Source organism: Mycobacterium sp. IDUB_19, from assembly GCF_055419445.1.
The window spans coordinates 283,447-297,423 of record NZ_JBVAXR010000002.1; the positions used below are offsets into that span (position 1 = coordinate 283,447).

The window sequence follows — 13,977 nt, forward strand, 5'->3', positions numbered from 1 at the left end:
CGGCGGGGTGCAAAACTATTGAGATGCGGCTGTATCGAGACCGAGCGGTAGTGCTGCGCCAGCACAAGCTCGGCGAAGCCGACCGGATCGTCACCCTGCTGACCCGCGATCACGGGTTGGTCCGCGCGGTGGCCAAAGGGGTGCGCCGCACCCGCAGCAAATTCGGCGCGCGGCTGGAGCCGTTCGCGCACATCGATGTGCAGCTGCATCCCGGCCGCAATCTCGACATCGTCACCCAGGTCGTCGCGATCGACGCGTTCGCCACCGACATCGTCAGCGACTACGGCCGGTACACCTGCGGGTGCGCGATGCTGGAAACCGCCGAACGCCTCGCCGGTGAGGAGCGGGCGCCCGCCCCGGCGCTGCACCGGCTCACGGTGGGCGCGCTGCGGGCGGTGGCCGACGGACACCGCCCCCGTGACCTGCTGCTGGACGCCTACCTGCTGCGTGCCATGGGCATCGCCGGCTGGGCGCCGGCGCTGACCGAGTGCGCCCGCTGCGCCACACCCGGCCCGCATCGGGCATTCCACATCGCCGCCGGTGGCAGCGTCTGCGGCCACTGCCGGCCCGCGGGTTCGACCACGCCGCCGCTGGGCGTGCTGGAACTGATGTCCGCGCTGCACGATGGCGATTGGGAAGCCGCCGAGGCGACGCCGCAGTCCCACCGCAGCCATGTCAGCGGATTGGTGGCCGCCCACCTGCAATGGCACCTGGAACGCCAGCTCAAGACGTTGCCGCTGGTGGAGCGCAATTATCGGGTAGACCGGACGATCGCCGATCGGCGCGCAGCGCTGCTCGGGCAGGATGAGGACTGTGGCTAGGAACCACGAGCGCAAGCTGAAGTCCACCGACTTCCCGCAACTACCCGCAGCGCCCGACGGCTATCCGACTTTTCCCGACAGGTCGACGTGGCCGGTGGAATTCCCCGAATTACCGCCCGCTGCCCACGGCGGCCCGAGCCGGCCACCCCAGCACATTTCGAAGGCGGTGGCACCGCGGATCCCGGCCGACCGATTGCCCAACCATGTGGCCATCGTGATGGACGGCAACGGCCGCTGGGCCACCCAGCAGGGGCTGACCCGCACCGACGGCCACAAGGCGGGCGAGGCGGTGGTCATCGACGTCGTCTGCGGGGCAATCGAAATCGGGATCAAGTGGCTCAGCCTCTACGCCTTCTCGACCGAAAACTGGAAGCGTTCTCCCGAGGAGGTCCGCTTCCTGATGGGGTTCAACCGCGACGTGGTCCGTATGCGCCGGGTGAACCTCATGGCGATGGGGGTCAAGATCCGCTGGGTGGGTTCGCGGCCACGCCTGTGGCGCAGCGTGATCAATGAATTGGCGATCGCGGAGGACATGACGAAGGGCAACGACGTCATCACCGTCAACTACTGCGTCAACTATGGCGGCCGCGCCGAAATCGCCGAAGCCACAAAGGAAATCGCACGCTTGGCCGCCGCCGGGCGGCTGAACCCGGAGCGCATCACCGAGACGACGGTGGCGCATCACCTGCAGCGGCCCGACATCCCGGACGTGGATCTTTTTCTGCGGACTTCGGGGGAGCAGCGCTCCAGCAACTTCATGCTGTGGCAGGCGGCCTACGCCGAATACATCTTTCAAGACAAGCTGTGGCCCGACTACGACCGTCGCGATCTGTGGGCGGCCTGCGTTGAATATGCGGACCGCAACCGACGGTTTGGGAGTGCCTGATGCCATCCCTGCAGGAGCGCCTGGGGTCGATTCTCCGCGATGTGTTGCCGGTCGAGGATGAACCCGACGGTGGGCTGACGGTGCACCACGACGCCACGTTCGCGTCGTTGCGGGTGGTGAACATCGCCGAGGGCCTGGACCTGGTGTCGCTCACCCAGATCGTGGCGTGGGATCTGCCGCTGACCAAGAAGCTCAGCGATCAGGTCGCCAAGCAAGCGCACGACAGCAACTTCGGCAATGTGACGCTGGTCGAGAAGATCAGCGACAAGGCCGCGCAGCGCAACTCCGGCAAGGGCGGATCCAAAACCGCGGACGTGATGCTGCGATACAACTTTCCCGGGGCGGGCCTGACCGACGACGCCCTGCGCACCCTGATCCTGCTGGTGCTCGATACGGGCGCCCAGATACGGCGCGTGCTGACGGCCTGAGCCCGCGATCAGCGGTTAGCCGACGCCGAGCGTGAAGTTAGTTTCACATTGGGGCGCGAACGTGAAGCCAGTTTCACTTTCGGCAGGTTTAACCGCAGTCCGAGCAGGTGCCGAAGATCTCGATGGTGTGGCTGACCTCGGAATAGCCATGCTTGGCGGCCACTTGCTCCGCCCACTCCTCGACTTCGTGGTCGCCCACCTCGATCGTGGACCCGCAGTGGCGGCACACCAGGTGGTGGTGATGGTGCTCCGAGCAACGGCGGTAGACCGACTCGCCGGTGTCGGTGCGCAGCGTGTCGACCATTCCCGCCGTAGCCATGGATTGCAGCGTCCGGTAGACCGTGGTCAGGCCGATGTTGTCGCCGCGGCGGCGTAGCTCGTCGTGCAGCTCCTGCGCGGAGCGGAATTCGTCGAGGGTCTCCAACAGCGTGGAAATTGCCGTCCGCTGCCGGGTGGAACGGACGCTGGGTCCTGTCATGGTGTGTCCTCGCTGGCATGGGCGACGGCGTCGACGACGATGTGCGCCAGGTGGTGGTCGGCCAGCCGGTAGAGCACCTCGCGGCCGGATCGCTCCCCGGCGACCACCCCGGCTGCCTTGAGAATCTTCAAATGCTGGCTGACCAGCGGTTGTGGCACGCCCAACGCGTCGACCAGCTCGTGCACGCAGCGCTGGGATTCGCGTAGTTGCAGCACGATCGCGATGCGCACGGGTGCGGCCAGCGCGCGCAGCAGCTCACCGGCTGCGTCGAGAATTTCGCGCGACGGCGGTACCGGATACTCGGCGAACGGGGAGTGCTCGCCCGCTGCTGCCTGGGTGTGCCCGTGGGCGCCCGGGTCCGACGAGGAGCCATGGGCGGCGGTCGGCGTTGAGGGCATCACCATGCGAAAGTCATCACCTTGAGAAGTGCCGGGTACGTGCCAGTGCCCCACTGTAGGGAACGACATCCACTGTCACATGCATGATGACGCATGTCAAAGACCCCGGCTCGGTCGATACCATTGCTGAGGTTTCGCGGGCGACGTTTCGCCGCCCCGCGCGTCGCAGTAATCGAAGAAAGAGAGTGGGACACCCCGTGGCGTCCGTCATCGACACCGTCGTTAACCTGGCCAAACGGCGCGGATTCGTCTTCCCCGCGGGTGAGATCTACGGCGGCACCAAGTCGGCCTGGGACTACGGGCCGCTGGGCGTGGAACTCAAAGAGAACATCAAGCGGCAGTGGTGGCGCACGGTGGTCACCGGCCGCGACGACGTCGTGGGACTCGACTCGTCGATCATCCTGCCGCGGCAGGTGTGGGTGGCATCCGGGCACGTTGAGGTGTTCCACGACCCGCTGGTGGAGTCGCTGATCACCCACAAGCGTTACCGCGCCGACCACCTGATCGAGGCCTACGAGGCCAAGCACGGGCATCCGCCGCCCAACGGGCTGGCCGACATCCGCGACCCGGAGACCGGGGAGCCCGGTCAGTGGACCGAGCCGCGCGAATTCAACATGATGCTCAAGACCTACCTCGGGCCGATCGAGACCGAGGAGGGGCTGCACTACCTGCGGCCCGAGACCGCGCAGGGCATCTTCGTCAACTTCGCGAACGTGGTGACGACCGCGCGGCGCAAGCCGCCGTTCGGCATCGGCCAGATCGGCAAGAGCTTTCGCAACGAGATCACCCCGGGCAACTTCATCTTCCGCACCCGCGAGTTCGAGCAGATGGAGATGGAGTTCTTCGTCGAGCCATCCACCGCCAAGGAATGGCACCAGTACTGGATCGACACCCGGCAGCAGTGGTACATCGACCTCGGTATCAACCCGGAGAACCTGCGCCTGTACGAACATCCCAAAGACAAGCTGTCGCACTATTCCGATCGCACGGTCGACATCGAATACAAATTCGGTTTCCAGGGCAATCCGTGGGGTGAGCTGGAAGGCGTCGCAAACCGCACTGACTTCGACTTATCAACGCACGCAAAGCATTCCGGCACCGACCTGTCCTTCTACGACCAGGTTAGCGACACCCGGTACACGCCCTACGTGATCGAACCCGCCGCCGGCCTGACCCGGTCGTTCATGGCGTTCTTGATCGATGCCTACGCCGAGGACGAAGCCCCGAACGCCAAGGGCGGCGTGGACAAGCGCACGGTGCTTCGCCTCGACCCGCGGCTGGCCCCGGTCAAGGCGGCCGTGCTGCCGTTGTCCCGCCACGCCGACTTGAGCCCCAAGGCCAGAGACCTGGCCGCCGAACTGCGGAAATCCTGGAACATCGATTTCGACGACGCCGGCGCGATCGGACGCCGTTATCGGCGCCAGGACGAGGTCGGGACGCCATTCTGCGTGACGGTCGATTTCGACTCGCTGGAAGACAACGCCGTCACCGTGCGTGACCGCGACGCGATGACGCAGGAGCGGGTGTCGATGGACGCCGTCGCCGACTACCTGGCGGTTCGGCTCAAGGGCGCCTAGCGGCCCGCAATCCAGCCATTTGGACAAACGCGGCAATCTTGGTGTGGTGCTGCCCTACTATTCGGCTTTAGTCTTATACGCAGTGTCCAGTCGCTGTAATGACTGTCGGGGTGCAGTTGTGAGGCCGTGGAAGCGGCCAGGCGTGTCGAGGTGTAGATGGTTCTGGATTTTGCGTTTTTGCCGCCGGAGATCAATTCGGCCCTGATGTACGCCGGTGCCGGCTCTGGGCCGCTGATGGCGGCTGCCGCGGCGTGGGATGGGTTGGCCGCCGACATGTGGGCGTCGGCGTCGTCCTTCGACTCCGTGGTCTCGGGCCTGGCGTCGAATGGGCAGTGGACGGGTCCGTCAGCGGAGTCGATGACGCAGGCGGCAGGCCCCTATCTGCAGTGGTTGCACGGTGCGGCGGCGCACGCCTCCATGTCGGCCATGCAGGCCCGGGTGGCGGCAATGTCGTACGAGGGGGCATTCGCGGCGACAGTGCCGCCCGCGGCGGTGGCGGCAAATCGTGTCCAGTTGATGACATTGATCGCGACGAACATTCTGGGCCAGAACACCGCAGCAATTGCGGCCACCGAATTCGAATACGTCGAGATGTGGCTGCAGGATGTGATGGCCATGTTCGGCTATCACGCGGGCGCGCAATCGGTGATGTCGGCCTTGCCGTCGATCAGTTCGGCACCGTCGAGTTTGGCGGGATTGCTGACGACGCCCCTGAGCAGTTTGGCGTCGCAGTTTGCCGGGACGCTGTCGTCGGTGGGCGGTCAAATATTCGGCCCGGGCTTCTCGTCAGCGGTGACCGCAATTCAATCCGCGCTGACTCAGGTGGGATCGATAGTTTCGTCGGCGCCGGTGTCGTCATTGATGTCGGCGGCCCAGATCGGGATGTACCCGGCGAGCGCGTTGATGTCGCCGATGATGGCGATGACGCAAGGCACCGCGCCGGTTACGTCGCTGGCCGGTGCCACGAATGTGGCCGCCGGCAGTCCGTCGCAATACGTCAGTTCGACCGCTCCGGGGACGAACGTGCTCGGCAGCGGCGGGGGCTGGGGCTCGAATATCTCGGCCAGTCTGGGCAGGGCGCGGTTGGTGGGCGCGATATCGGTGCCCTCGGTGTGGCAGGGATCGACGCCGGCGCCGATCGTTAGCTCGGCGGCGGCAGTGCCCGGCGCCGTGGCGCAGCCGGCACGACCCGCTGCTGGCATGCCCATGCCGGCGCGGACGGGGCCCGGGGATGACAAGCCGACCGGAATGGTGGGCCGCGCCGGGGCGAGTCCGCCCCATGTGGTGCAGTCCCGGCCCAAGGTGGTGCCCCGCAAGGGCGCCTGAGAGGCCCAGCCGCAATTGCCGAAGCGCCCAAACCGTCGAATCGGGAGCCGTGCAAATTTCTCAACATGTTGCGAACGCCTATTCATGAGTTACGCGCTTAATCAAACTATTAGGTACGGTTTGCGACAGTGAATGATTCTGACGCACGCAATGCCGGCCAAGAACATGCGTACTGCGGGTAGATACAGCGTTGGGTGCCGGTCGTGTTGTCGGGTCCGGCAAGCTCGAGCCAATTGCCGTCACGCCGAGGTCGCGGGTGAACACCTTTGTGAACGCGCCTGCTGATTTTTCGCAGAATCGCTGCCGAGCAACATTTTTCGCACTCAAGCCCAGCGGCCGGTTCTCCCAGGCGCGTCGCTCCTCGCAGTTGCGTCCGTCCCCGTCGCGATCGACGGGCTCGCCGACGATCGCGGCTGCGGGTTCCCGTGTGGCTGAATTTTCGTGTTTAACGGCGATAGAAACAGAAATTTCCAACAATTGTCCTTTGGTTTGCTTTAGTATGAAAAATACTCGGCGGCCATTGGTGCGCCGTTGGGGTCTGTGTGAACAGAGTTTCGGGTGTGGAAAGGGGGCATCATGCTTTTGCCTCTTGGTTCACCTCTGCCGGACGATTCGGTGGCGGCAGTTCGGGGTGAGTCAGGCATGCTCGGTCGCTTAACGGTTCCACTCAGTTGGGGTGTGGCCGTTCCGCCGGACGACTATGACCATTGGGCACCGGAGCGCGAAGAGCTCTCCGATGCCGATGACAAGGCGATCGACGGGCCGGATTCAGAGGCGGCGGGCGCCGACGGCATGAGTGAAAAGAAGGAATGGGGGCAGTGGGGCGAATGGGGCGGCGACGCCGAACCTCGCTTCGAAGTTCCCCGACCCAGCAGCGTTGTACCGCATTCTCCAGCGGCTGGGTGAGCGAGAAAGACTGTCGGGCAACAGGTCCGCCACGTCTGTGGGTTAGTCCGCGTAACTAAGGAACAGGCAGTATGGCAACACGTTTTATGACTGATCCGCATGCGATGCGTGCGATGGCGGGCCGTTTTGAGATGCACGCGCAGACGGTGTCGGATGAGGCTCGCAAGATGTGGTCGTCGTCGATGAACATCGCCGGCGCTGGCTGGAGTGGTCAGGCTCAGGCCACGTCGTACGACACCATGGGTCAGATGAACCAGGCGTTCAACAACATTGTCAACATGCTCCACGGCGTGCGTGACGGTTTGATCCGTGACGCCAACAACTACGAGACGCAAGAGCAGGCCTCGCAGCAGACCCTCAGCCACTAGCCGCGAAACTCGCTGCTACCCAACACTTGAGGACATAGACAATGTCGATCAATTACCAGTTCGGAGATGTGGACGCGCACGGTGCGCTGGTCCGCGCGCAGGCCGCTTCGCTGGAGGCCGAGCACCAGGCCATCGTTCGCGATGTGCTTGCCGCCGGAGACTTTTGGGGCGGCGCCGGTTCGGTGTCTTGCCAGGAGTTCATCACCCAGTTGGGTCGTAACTTCCAGGTGATCTACGAGCAGGCCAACTCCCACGGCCAGAAGGTGCAAAGTGCGGGCAACAACATGGCCAGCACCGACAGCGCCGTCGGGTCCAGCTGGGCCTAACGTACTTTCGAGCAGTAGGGGCGCGCCGAATCGGTGCACCCCTACTGCTGTCTTACGAACGTGCGCCGCCACGCATTTATTGTCTTAGAACCGTCCGCCGCCACGCATTTATTGTCTTAGAATCGTCCGCCGCCACCCATGAATCCGCCGCCCGGCGACGAGCTCGAAGATCCGCCGAACGACGTGGGACTCCAGCTGCCGAATCCGCCGCGCATTCCTCCGCTGAGGAGGTCGCCGATGATGATCCCGCCGATCATCGCGCCGGTGTTGTTGCCGCCGCGGCGGGCGTAGGCGCGCTGCGCGGACATCAAATCGGCGTTGGCCAGCGACTGCGCGTTGGCCGCCAGTGTCGAGGCCGCATTGGCGTGGGCAATCGCCTCGGCCGGGTTGGTGGTCCTTTTATCTTGTGCGGCTTCGAGATGTCGTTGGGCTTCGGTGAGCCGGGTTCGAGCGTCGGGGCCGATGCTGCCGCGACGCGTGTCGATGAACTCCGAGACACCGCGCACCCGCGCCTGGGCGGTGAACAGCGCCTGTTCGAGTGACCGAGCAAGCCGATCGGCGGCTGCCTGTTCCCCGGCCAGTGTGGCCAACTGCCGGTTGAGGTCGGAGTCCGCCTTCGCCAGCTGAGCGAATGTGCCCAGGGGATCGGCGGATCCCCCGCCGGCTGCGTCGACGGCTCTGGTGGCGGCGTCACGGGCCGCGACGAGCTCGCTGGTATGCGCGGATTTGATGTCCTGCCTTTGCAGTTGCTCGGTGGCGTGCGTAATGCCCGCCTTGATGTCGGTCATCACCGATGGCAACCGCTCAACGGCACGCCGGATGTCGCTGGCCGCGTTGTCCACCGCATCGAGCAGCGCGCGGGTTTGCCCGAGCGCTGACTCGGCGGCCCGCACCGCGTCGACCAAACCGCTCTGCTGTCCACTCACCGCTTGGCCGGCCAGCGTTCGGGCCGAGCCGATGTTGCGGTCTGCGAATGCCAGGCGCTGCGTGGCGGCCGAGATATTACCCGACACCGAAGTCAGTGCCGCAGGACCGAATTCGTTGTTCAACTCGGCTAGTCGCTGTTCGGCCGGCTCGATGCGAGTGGTGAGTTCGACGACCTGCTGGGTCAGCGCGTCGAGCCGCGATGCGGCATTGACCACCAAGTCCCGCAGCTGCTCGAACGCCTCGGTCTGGGCCTCTAGTTCGCGGTCGGCGCCGGCCGCCGACACGACTACCTGGGTGAGCAGCTGGCGCTGCTGCTCGGGCGTCTCGGGTGTGTGGTCGTCAAGTTGCTGACGCACCGTAAAGGCTTGGGACAGTGCTGCTTTGGCATTCTCGACGGCCTTGGTGAAGGGCTCGGTGCGTTCGGCGCCGAACTCGTCGATCGCCAGGGCGAGCTCGTTGGAGCTGGTCCGTACCGCGTTGTCGACCTCCACCACCATCGAGCGCGACAGGTCATCGAGCGCTTCCAGCGGCACGGCGGCCAGCGCGGTCTGGTCGGTGGGGTCCACTCGCCGCGCGGCAGCCAATTCGGCGGCGCGGCGTCGCCGGCGGCGATAACGCATGACGAGCATCAGGGCCACTACCGCGAGGCCGATCACGCCGAGTGTGCCCAGCAGCCAGAATCGGTTCGACGAATTCGGCGTCGCATTAAGCCCATTCGCCGCGGAAACCGCGGCACCACTCCAGTCGCCGTCGCGCAGATCGGGTTCGATCCTGTTATGCCGCAGGTCATCCACCTGTGTTTGGGTCACGCCTTTCACCCCGGACGGCACCAGGAACGCGTATGCGCGTCCGGTGGTGGCCACCGCGAGCAGTGCGTCGTAAGTACCCAAATCGCTTTCGTGGACGGTGCGCTGTGCCCAGTTCATCCCGCTCTGGCCGGAGAAGTCTTCGACATAGACCACCCACAGTCGGATGTGGCGGTCGGTGTAGAGCTTGTCGATCGCTGCGCTCACCTCGGCGCGACCGGAGACCGATAGCGCGCCCGCGTTGTCGGTGACATACCCCGGCAGCCGGAACGGGGCCTGCGCTTCGGCCGTCGGTGCCACCAGCAGCCCGGTGATGAGCATTGTCAGGATCACGCGGAGTAAGCGGGCAGTGCGCATAGGTCAATTTAAGCCCCGCGACAACGCCGGCCCGCAGGGCGTGAGGCGAGCTACCCCGAGCCGCGGAACGCCGTGGGGGACGGCGAGGCCACTTCCCGGCATTCCCTGGCAGACTGTGCGTCGGTGATCACGAACCTGCAAGACCCATACGACGACTTCGACCGTCAACGGCGGGTGGGCGAAGCGCCGAAGACCGCGGGTCTGCCGGGCACCGAAGGTCAGCACCGCACCGACTTCGCCCGGGACCGGGCACGCGTCTTGCACAGTGCCGCGCTGCGCCGCTTGGCGGACAAGACACAAGTCGTCGGGCCTCGTGAAGGTGACACGCCGCGCACCCGGCTGACCCACTCGCTGGAGGTCGCGCAGATCGGGCGCGGCATGGCGATCGGAATGGGCTGCGATCTCGATCTCGTCGAGCTGGCCGGGCTGGCCCATGACATCGGGCACCCGCCCTACGGGCACAACGGCGAGCGCGCACTCAGTGAGGTCGCCGACCAGTACGGCGGTTTCGAAGGCAATGCCCAGAATTTCCGGATCCTGACCAGCCTCGAGCCCAAAGTGCTTGACGAGCAAGGCAATAGCGCGGGGCTGAACCTGACCCGCGCGTCGCTGGACGCGGTTACGAAATATCCGTGGTACAGCGGCAGCGGGCTCGGAGCAGGAAGAAGGAAGTTCGGGTTCTACGAGGCGGACCGCGAGGCCGCCGAATGGATGCGCGCGGGCGCACCGCAGCACCGAATGTGCCTGGAAGCACAGGTGATGGACTGGGCCGACGATGTCGCCTACTCGGTGCACGACGTCGAGGACGGCGTCGTCTCACAGCGCATCGATTTGCGGGTGCTTGCCGACGACGACGAGGCGGCGGCGCTGGCCAAGCTGGGGGAGAGCGAATTTTCCCGGGTGAGCGCCGACGATTTCATGGCCGCCGCGCGCCGGCTGTCGGGGCTGCCGGTGGTTGCGGCCGTCGGTAAGTACGACGCCACGTTGGCCGCGTCGGTCGCGCTCAAACAGTTGACCAGTGAATTGGTGGGCAGATTCGCCTCGGCCGCGATCGCCACCACACGCGCGGCGGCCGGTCCCGGGCCGTTGGTGCGTTTCCAGGCCGAGCTGCAGGTACCCGATTTGGTGCGCGCCGAGGTCGCCCTGCTGAAAATTCTGGCGCTGCAGTTCATCATGTCGGACCCGCGGCATCTGGAGACGCAGGCCCGGCAGCGCGACCGCATTCATCAAGTGGCGCAGTGGCTGTACGCCGGAGCCCCCCGAACGCTGGATCCGATGTTCGCCTCGGCTTTCACCACGGCCGCCGACGACGGCGCCCGGCTCCGCGTCATCATCGACCAGATCGCCTCGTACACCGAGGGGCGGCTGGAACGAATCGATGCCGGCCCGACGAGCCCGTAAAGGCATTCCTCGGCTGGACGGCACAGGTTAGGCTGCGGGCATGAGCAGAAACACCGCCGTTGCCGCCCTGATGTCGATTCCGGTCGTGGCCATCGCCGCCTGCAGTTCGCCCCAGCATGCGAGCACCCAGCCGGGCACTACCCCTTCGGTCCTCAGCGGCGCCCCGGCGTCGCCGGCGACATCCAGCGCGGCGCCTAGCGGCCAAGCGCTGGCCGCTGCACTCAAAGCACCCGACGGTCGGCAGGTGGCCACGGCCACCTTCGACTTCACCGACGGCTACATCACCGTCACGGTGAAGACGGACACCCCCGGCATCCTGGCGCCCGGTATCCATGGCCTGCACGTGCACCAGGTCGGCAAGTGCGAGCCGAACTCGGTTGCGCCGACGGGCGGTCCGCCGGGGAACTTCCTGTCGGCGGGCGGTCACTACCAGGCGCCCGGGCACACCGGAAAGCCCGAAAGCGGCGACCTGACGTCGCTGGAGGTGCGCCAGGACGGCTCCGCTTATCTGGTGACCACCACAGACGCGTTCACCAGGGATGATCTGCTGGGCGGTACCAGGACGGCCCTGATGCTGCACGGTCCTCAGGACACCGACGTGGCAATGGACCGCGTTGCCTGTGGCGTGATCGGCCCGGCCAGCTGACCTGGTCGGCCACGCCGCCGGATCCGTCGTCCTAGACTGAGCCGATGGCTGGCCGGATCTCCGATCGTGATATCGCCGCCATCCGTGAACGCGCCCGCATCGAGGAAGTCGTCGGCGACTACGTCCAGCTGCGACGCGCGGGCGCTGACTCGCTGAAGGGCTTGTGCCCCTTCCACAACGAGAAGTCCCCGTCGTTTCACGTTCGCCCCAACCACGGCCACTTCCACTGCTTCGGCTGTGGTGAAGGCGGCGACGTGTATGCGTTCATCCAGAAGATCGAACACGTCAGCTTTGTCGAAGCCGTCGAACTGCTCGCCGACCGGCTCGGCCACACGATCACTTACACCGGCGCAGCGACCACCAACGTGCAGCGCGATCGTGGCAGCCGCAGCAGGCTCGTCGCGGCCAACGCCGCCGCGGCCGAGTTCTATGCGGCGGCGCTGGAATCCGACGAGGCGGCACCGGCCCGTCAGTATCTGAAGGAGCGGAACTTCGACGCCGAGGCCGCTCGACGCTTCGGCTGCGGATTCGCGCCGTCGGGCTGGGAGATGCTGACAAAACATCTGCAGCGCAAGGGTTTTGAGTTCAAGGAGCTCGAGGCCGCCGGGTTGTCCCGGGAGGGGCGCCGCGGGCCGATGGACCGCTTTCACCGCAGGCTGCTGTGGCCGATCCGCAGCTCGGCCGGTGAAGTGATCGGGTTCGGGGCCCGGCGGCTGTTCGACGACGACCCGATGGAAGCCAAGTACGTCAATACGCCCGAGACACTGCTCTACAAGAAGTCGTCGGTGATGTTCGGGCTCGACTTGGCCAAACGCGACATCGCCAGGGGACACCAGGCGGTCGTCGTCGAGGGCTACACCGACGTGATGGCCATGCATCTGGCCGGGGTCACCACCGCGGTCGCGTCCTGTGGCACCGCATTCGGCGACGAGCATCTGGCGATGCTGCGCAGGCTGATGATGGATGACAGCTTCTTCCGCGGCGAACTGATCTACGTTTTCGACGGCGACGAGGCCGGCCGCGCGGCCGCGCTCAAGGCCTTCGGCGGCGAACAGAACCTGGCGGGACAGTCCTTTGTCGCGGTCGCCCCAGATGGCATGGATCCCTGCGACCTGCGACTGAAGTCCGGCGACGGCGCGCTGCGCGACCTGGTGGCACGACGAACCCCGTTGTTCGAGTTCGCGATTCGCACCGCGATCGCCGAGTTCGACCTGGACAACGCCGAAGGCAGGGTCGGCACACTGCGCCGCTGCATCCCGATGGTGGGTCAGATCAAAGACCCCACGCTGCGCGACGAGTACGCCCGCCAACTCGCCGGCTGGGTTGGGTGGGACGACGTGGCGCAGATCATCGACCGGGTGCGGACCGAGGCGAGGGCGTCCAAGGCCCCGGCGACCCGGGGTGGTTTCGCGCCGAATCCGCGCCGTCGCGGAGCCGAGCAGCAACCAACCGAAAGCGCCCCGGCCGAGCCCGCCGCCGCTCGTCCCGACCCGCGCGACCCGACCCTGTGGCCGCAGCGCGAGGCGCTCAAGTCGGCGTTGCAATACCCGGCGTTCGCCGGCCCGGTGTTCGACACCCTGACCGTCGAGAGCTTCACCCACCCCGGGTATGCGGCCGTGCGCGCGGCCATCGACGCGGCCGGCGGCACGTCGACCGGCACTACCGGCGCACAGTGGATCGACGCGGTGCGCCAACACACCACATCGAGTCTGACCGCGGGCCTGATCAACGAGCTCGGCGTGGAGTCCGTTGCCGTCGATGACGAGAGACTGCCCCGCTACATCGCCGGGGTGCTGGCTCGCCTGCAGGAGGTCTGGATGGGCCGGCAGATCGCCGAGGTCAAGTCCAAGCTGCAGCGCATGTCACCCATCGAGCAAGGCGACGAGTATCACGCGCTGTTCGGCGACCTGGTCGCCATGGAGGCATACCGGCGCAGCCTGCTGGAGCAGGCTAGCGGCGACGATCTGACGGTGTAAGGGCCTCATCGACCGGCCGCTCGACTTCGCGCTGCACCACGGCCGTCGCGTTGTCGATCTCGGCCACGGTGACAAACCCGGCGTCGGGCGAGATCCGATTCGCGATCTTGCGCCGCCCACCTTCGATCACCGACTGGGCCATGGGACTACTGGTCAGCGAGCGATACGTAGCGGCGATCTGCTCGTATCGCCTGCGTCCGGCTTTCGAGCCCAGCACGTACCCCAGCCCCAGCACGACGACATATCGGATCAAAGCGCCCCTCCCACGACGGTGCGGATGGGTCCATCCTGCCTCACTCGGCTGGGTGCGCGCGCCCCCGACCGGTCTAGCTGGGCACCAAGGCTGGCCG

Annotated in this window: 16 protein-coding genes; 11 read left to right on the forward strand and 5 right to left on the reverse strand. The window is 66.0% G+C overall.

All coding sequences use genetic code 11. The annotated features are described in order from the left end of the window. The first annotated feature begins 23 nt into the window (after nucleotides 1-23). The 3 genes from recO to ACZY0B_RS03670 are packed head-to-tail and all read left to right on the forward strand — an operon-like array spanning nucleotide 24 to nucleotide 2,135. The gene (gene recO, locus ACZY0B_RS03660) at nucleotides 24-821 is read left to right on the forward strand and encodes a DNA repair protein RecO (protein WP_463762615.1); all 798 of its coding nucleotides are present in this window, start codon (nucleotides 24-26) and stop codon (nucleotides 819-821) included. Continuing rightward, a complete protein-coding gene (locus tag ACZY0B_RS03665) occupies nucleotides 814-1,707 on the forward strand; it encodes a decaprenyl diphosphate synthase (RefSeq protein ID WP_463762616.1) in 894 nt (297 codons plus the stop codon). The genes recO and ACZY0B_RS03665 overlap by 8 nt, the downstream gene beginning before the upstream one ends. After that, entirely contained in the window at nucleotides 1,707-2,135 is a 429-nt protein-coding gene (locus ACZY0B_RS03670; protein ID WP_463762617.1) for a hypothetical protein, read from the forward strand. Before ACZY0B_RS03665 ends, ACZY0B_RS03670 begins: the two co-directional genes overlap by 1 nt. 88 nt (nucleotides 2,136-2,223) lie before the next feature. Here the strand turns inward: ACZY0B_RS03670 and ACZY0B_RS03675 are convergent, their stop codons facing one another. Further along, nucleotides 2,224-2,613 (reverse strand): Fur family transcriptional regulator, encoded by a 390-nt coding sequence (locus tag ACZY0B_RS03675; protein ID WP_463762618.1) that lies wholly within the window; start codon nucleotides 2,611-2,613, stop codon nucleotides 2,224-2,226. Continuing rightward, entirely contained in the window at nucleotides 2,610-3,017 is a 408-nt protein-coding gene (locus ACZY0B_RS03680) for an ArsR/SmtB family transcription factor (protein ID WP_463762619.1), read from the reverse strand. Before ACZY0B_RS03680 ends, ACZY0B_RS03675 begins: the two co-directional genes overlap by 4 nt. A gap of 179 nt (nucleotides 3,018-3,196) precedes the next feature. Here ACZY0B_RS03680 and ACZY0B_RS03685 point away from each other — a divergent pair, with 179 nt between their 5' ends. After that, nucleotides 3,197-4,588: a glycine--tRNA ligase gene (locus ACZY0B_RS03685; RefSeq protein ID WP_463762621.1), complete on the forward strand. Its 1,392-nt coding sequence runs from the start codon at nucleotides 3,197-3,199 to the stop codon at nucleotides 4,586-4,588. 156 nt (nucleotides 4,589-4,744) lie between these two features. After that, nucleotides 4,745-5,914, forward strand: coding sequence for a PPE family protein (locus ACZY0B_RS03690; RefSeq protein ID WP_463762623.1), 1,170 nt, complete (start codon nucleotides 4,745-4,747; stop codon nucleotides 5,912-5,914). Nucleotides 5,915-5,992: 78 nt separating this feature from the next. On the opposite strand, the gene ACZY0B_RS03695 is transcribed toward ACZY0B_RS03690, so the two are convergent. Further along, on the reverse strand, nucleotides 5,993-6,388 hold the full coding sequence (locus ACZY0B_RS03695; protein ID WP_463762624.1) for a hypothetical protein: 396 nt from the start codon (nucleotides 6,386-6,388) through the stop codon (nucleotides 5,993-5,995). Nucleotides 6,389-6,556: 168 nt separating this feature from the next. Here ACZY0B_RS03695 and ACZY0B_RS03700 point away from each other — a divergent pair, with 168 nt between their 5' ends. From ACZY0B_RS03700 to ACZY0B_RS03710, 3 genes are all read left to right on the forward strand, one after another. Further along, nucleotides 6,557-6,820 (forward strand): hypothetical protein, encoded by a 264-nt coding sequence (locus ACZY0B_RS03700; protein WP_463762625.1) that lies wholly within the window; start codon nucleotides 6,557-6,559, stop codon nucleotides 6,818-6,820. Between the two features lie 71 nt (nucleotides 6,821-6,891). Then, a complete protein-coding gene (locus ACZY0B_RS03705; protein WP_463762626.1) occupies nucleotides 6,892-7,188 on the forward strand; it encodes a WXG100 family type VII secretion target in 297 nt (98 codons plus the stop codon). Between the two features lie 41 nt (nucleotides 7,189-7,229). Then, nucleotides 7,230-7,514, forward strand: coding sequence for a WXG100 family type VII secretion target (locus ACZY0B_RS03710; protein WP_463762627.1), 285 nt, complete (start codon nucleotides 7,230-7,232; stop codon nucleotides 7,512-7,514). 116 nt (nucleotides 7,515-7,630) lie between these two features. Here ACZY0B_RS03710 and ACZY0B_RS03715 read toward each other — a convergent pair whose 3' ends face one another. After that, on the reverse strand, nucleotides 7,631-9,604 hold the full coding sequence (locus tag ACZY0B_RS03715; RefSeq protein ID WP_463762628.1) for a TPM domain-containing protein: 1,974 nt from the start codon (nucleotides 9,602-9,604) through the stop codon (nucleotides 7,631-7,633). Nucleotides 9,605-9,727: 123 nt separating this feature from the next. On the opposite strand from ACZY0B_RS03715, the gene ACZY0B_RS03720 reads away from it, so the two are divergent. From ACZY0B_RS03720 to dnaG, 3 genes are read left to right on the forward strand one after another with little or no spacing between them, the layout of a single operon-like run. Continuing rightward, nucleotides 9,728-11,005: a deoxyguanosinetriphosphate triphosphohydrolase gene (locus tag ACZY0B_RS03720; protein WP_463762629.1), complete on the forward strand. Its 1,278-nt coding sequence runs from the start codon at nucleotides 9,728-9,730 to the stop codon at nucleotides 11,003-11,005. Between the two features lie 40 nt (nucleotides 11,006-11,045). Beyond that, nucleotides 11,046-11,651: a superoxide dismutase[Cu-Zn] gene (sodC, locus tag ACZY0B_RS03725; protein ID WP_463762630.1), complete on the forward strand. Its 606-nt coding sequence runs from the start codon at nucleotides 11,046-11,048 to the stop codon at nucleotides 11,649-11,651. A gap of 44 nt (nucleotides 11,652-11,695) precedes the next feature. Further along, nucleotides 11,696-13,627, forward strand: a complete 1,932-nt coding sequence (gene dnaG, locus ACZY0B_RS03730; protein ID WP_463762631.1) for a DNA primase — start codon at nucleotides 11,696-11,698, stop codon at nucleotides 13,625-13,627. Here the strand turns inward: dnaG and ACZY0B_RS03735 are convergent. Then, nucleotides 13,602-13,880: a hypothetical protein gene (locus ACZY0B_RS03735; RefSeq protein ID WP_463762648.1), complete on the reverse strand. Its 279-nt coding sequence runs from the start codon at nucleotides 13,878-13,880 to the stop codon at nucleotides 13,602-13,604. The two genes, dnaG and ACZY0B_RS03735, sit on opposite strands and share 26 nt — an antisense overlap. Between the last annotated feature and the right edge of the window lie 97 nt (nucleotides 13,881-13,977).

Coding starts and splice junctions, on each gene's coding strand:
- ACZY0B_RS03715 (WP_463762628.1), bottom strand. CDS start 9,604: ATGCGCACTGCCCGCTTACTCCGCGTGATCCTGACAATGCTCATCACC.
- ACZY0B_RS03700 (WP_463762625.1), top strand. CDS start 6,557: ATGCTCGGTCGCTTAACGGTTCCACTCAGTTGGGGTGTGGCCGTTCCG.
- ACZY0B_RS03690 (WP_463762623.1), top strand. CDS start 4,745: ATGGTTCTGGATTTTGCGTTTTTGCCGCCGGAGATCAATTCGGCCCTG.
- ACZY0B_RS03680 (WP_463762619.1), bottom strand. CDS start 3,017: ATGGTGATGCCCTCAACGCCGACCGCCGCCCATGGCTCCTCGTCGGAC.
- ACZY0B_RS03705 (WP_463762626.1), top strand. CDS start 6,892: ATGGCAACACGTTTTATGACTGATCCGCATGCGATGCGTGCGATGGCG.
- dnaG (WP_463762631.1), top strand. CDS start 11,696: ATGGCTGGCCGGATCTCCGATCGTGATATCGCCGCCATCCGTGAACGC.
- sodC (WP_463762630.1), top strand. CDS start 11,046: ATGAGCAGAAACACCGCCGTTGCCGCCCTGATGTCGATTCCGGTCGTG.
- ACZY0B_RS03675 (WP_463762618.1), bottom strand. CDS start 2,613: ATGACAGGACCCAGCGTCCGTTCCACCCGGCAGCGGACGGCAATTTCC.
- ACZY0B_RS03710 (WP_463762627.1), top strand. CDS start 7,230: ATGTCGATCAATTACCAGTTCGGAGATGTGGACGCGCACGGTGCGCTG.
- ACZY0B_RS03670 (WP_463762617.1), top strand. CDS start 1,707: ATGCCATCCCTGCAGGAGCGCCTGGGGTCGATTCTCCGCGATGTGTTG.
- recO (WP_463762615.1), top strand. CDS start 24: ATGCGGCTGTATCGAGACCGAGCGGTAGTGCTGCGCCAGCACAAGCTC.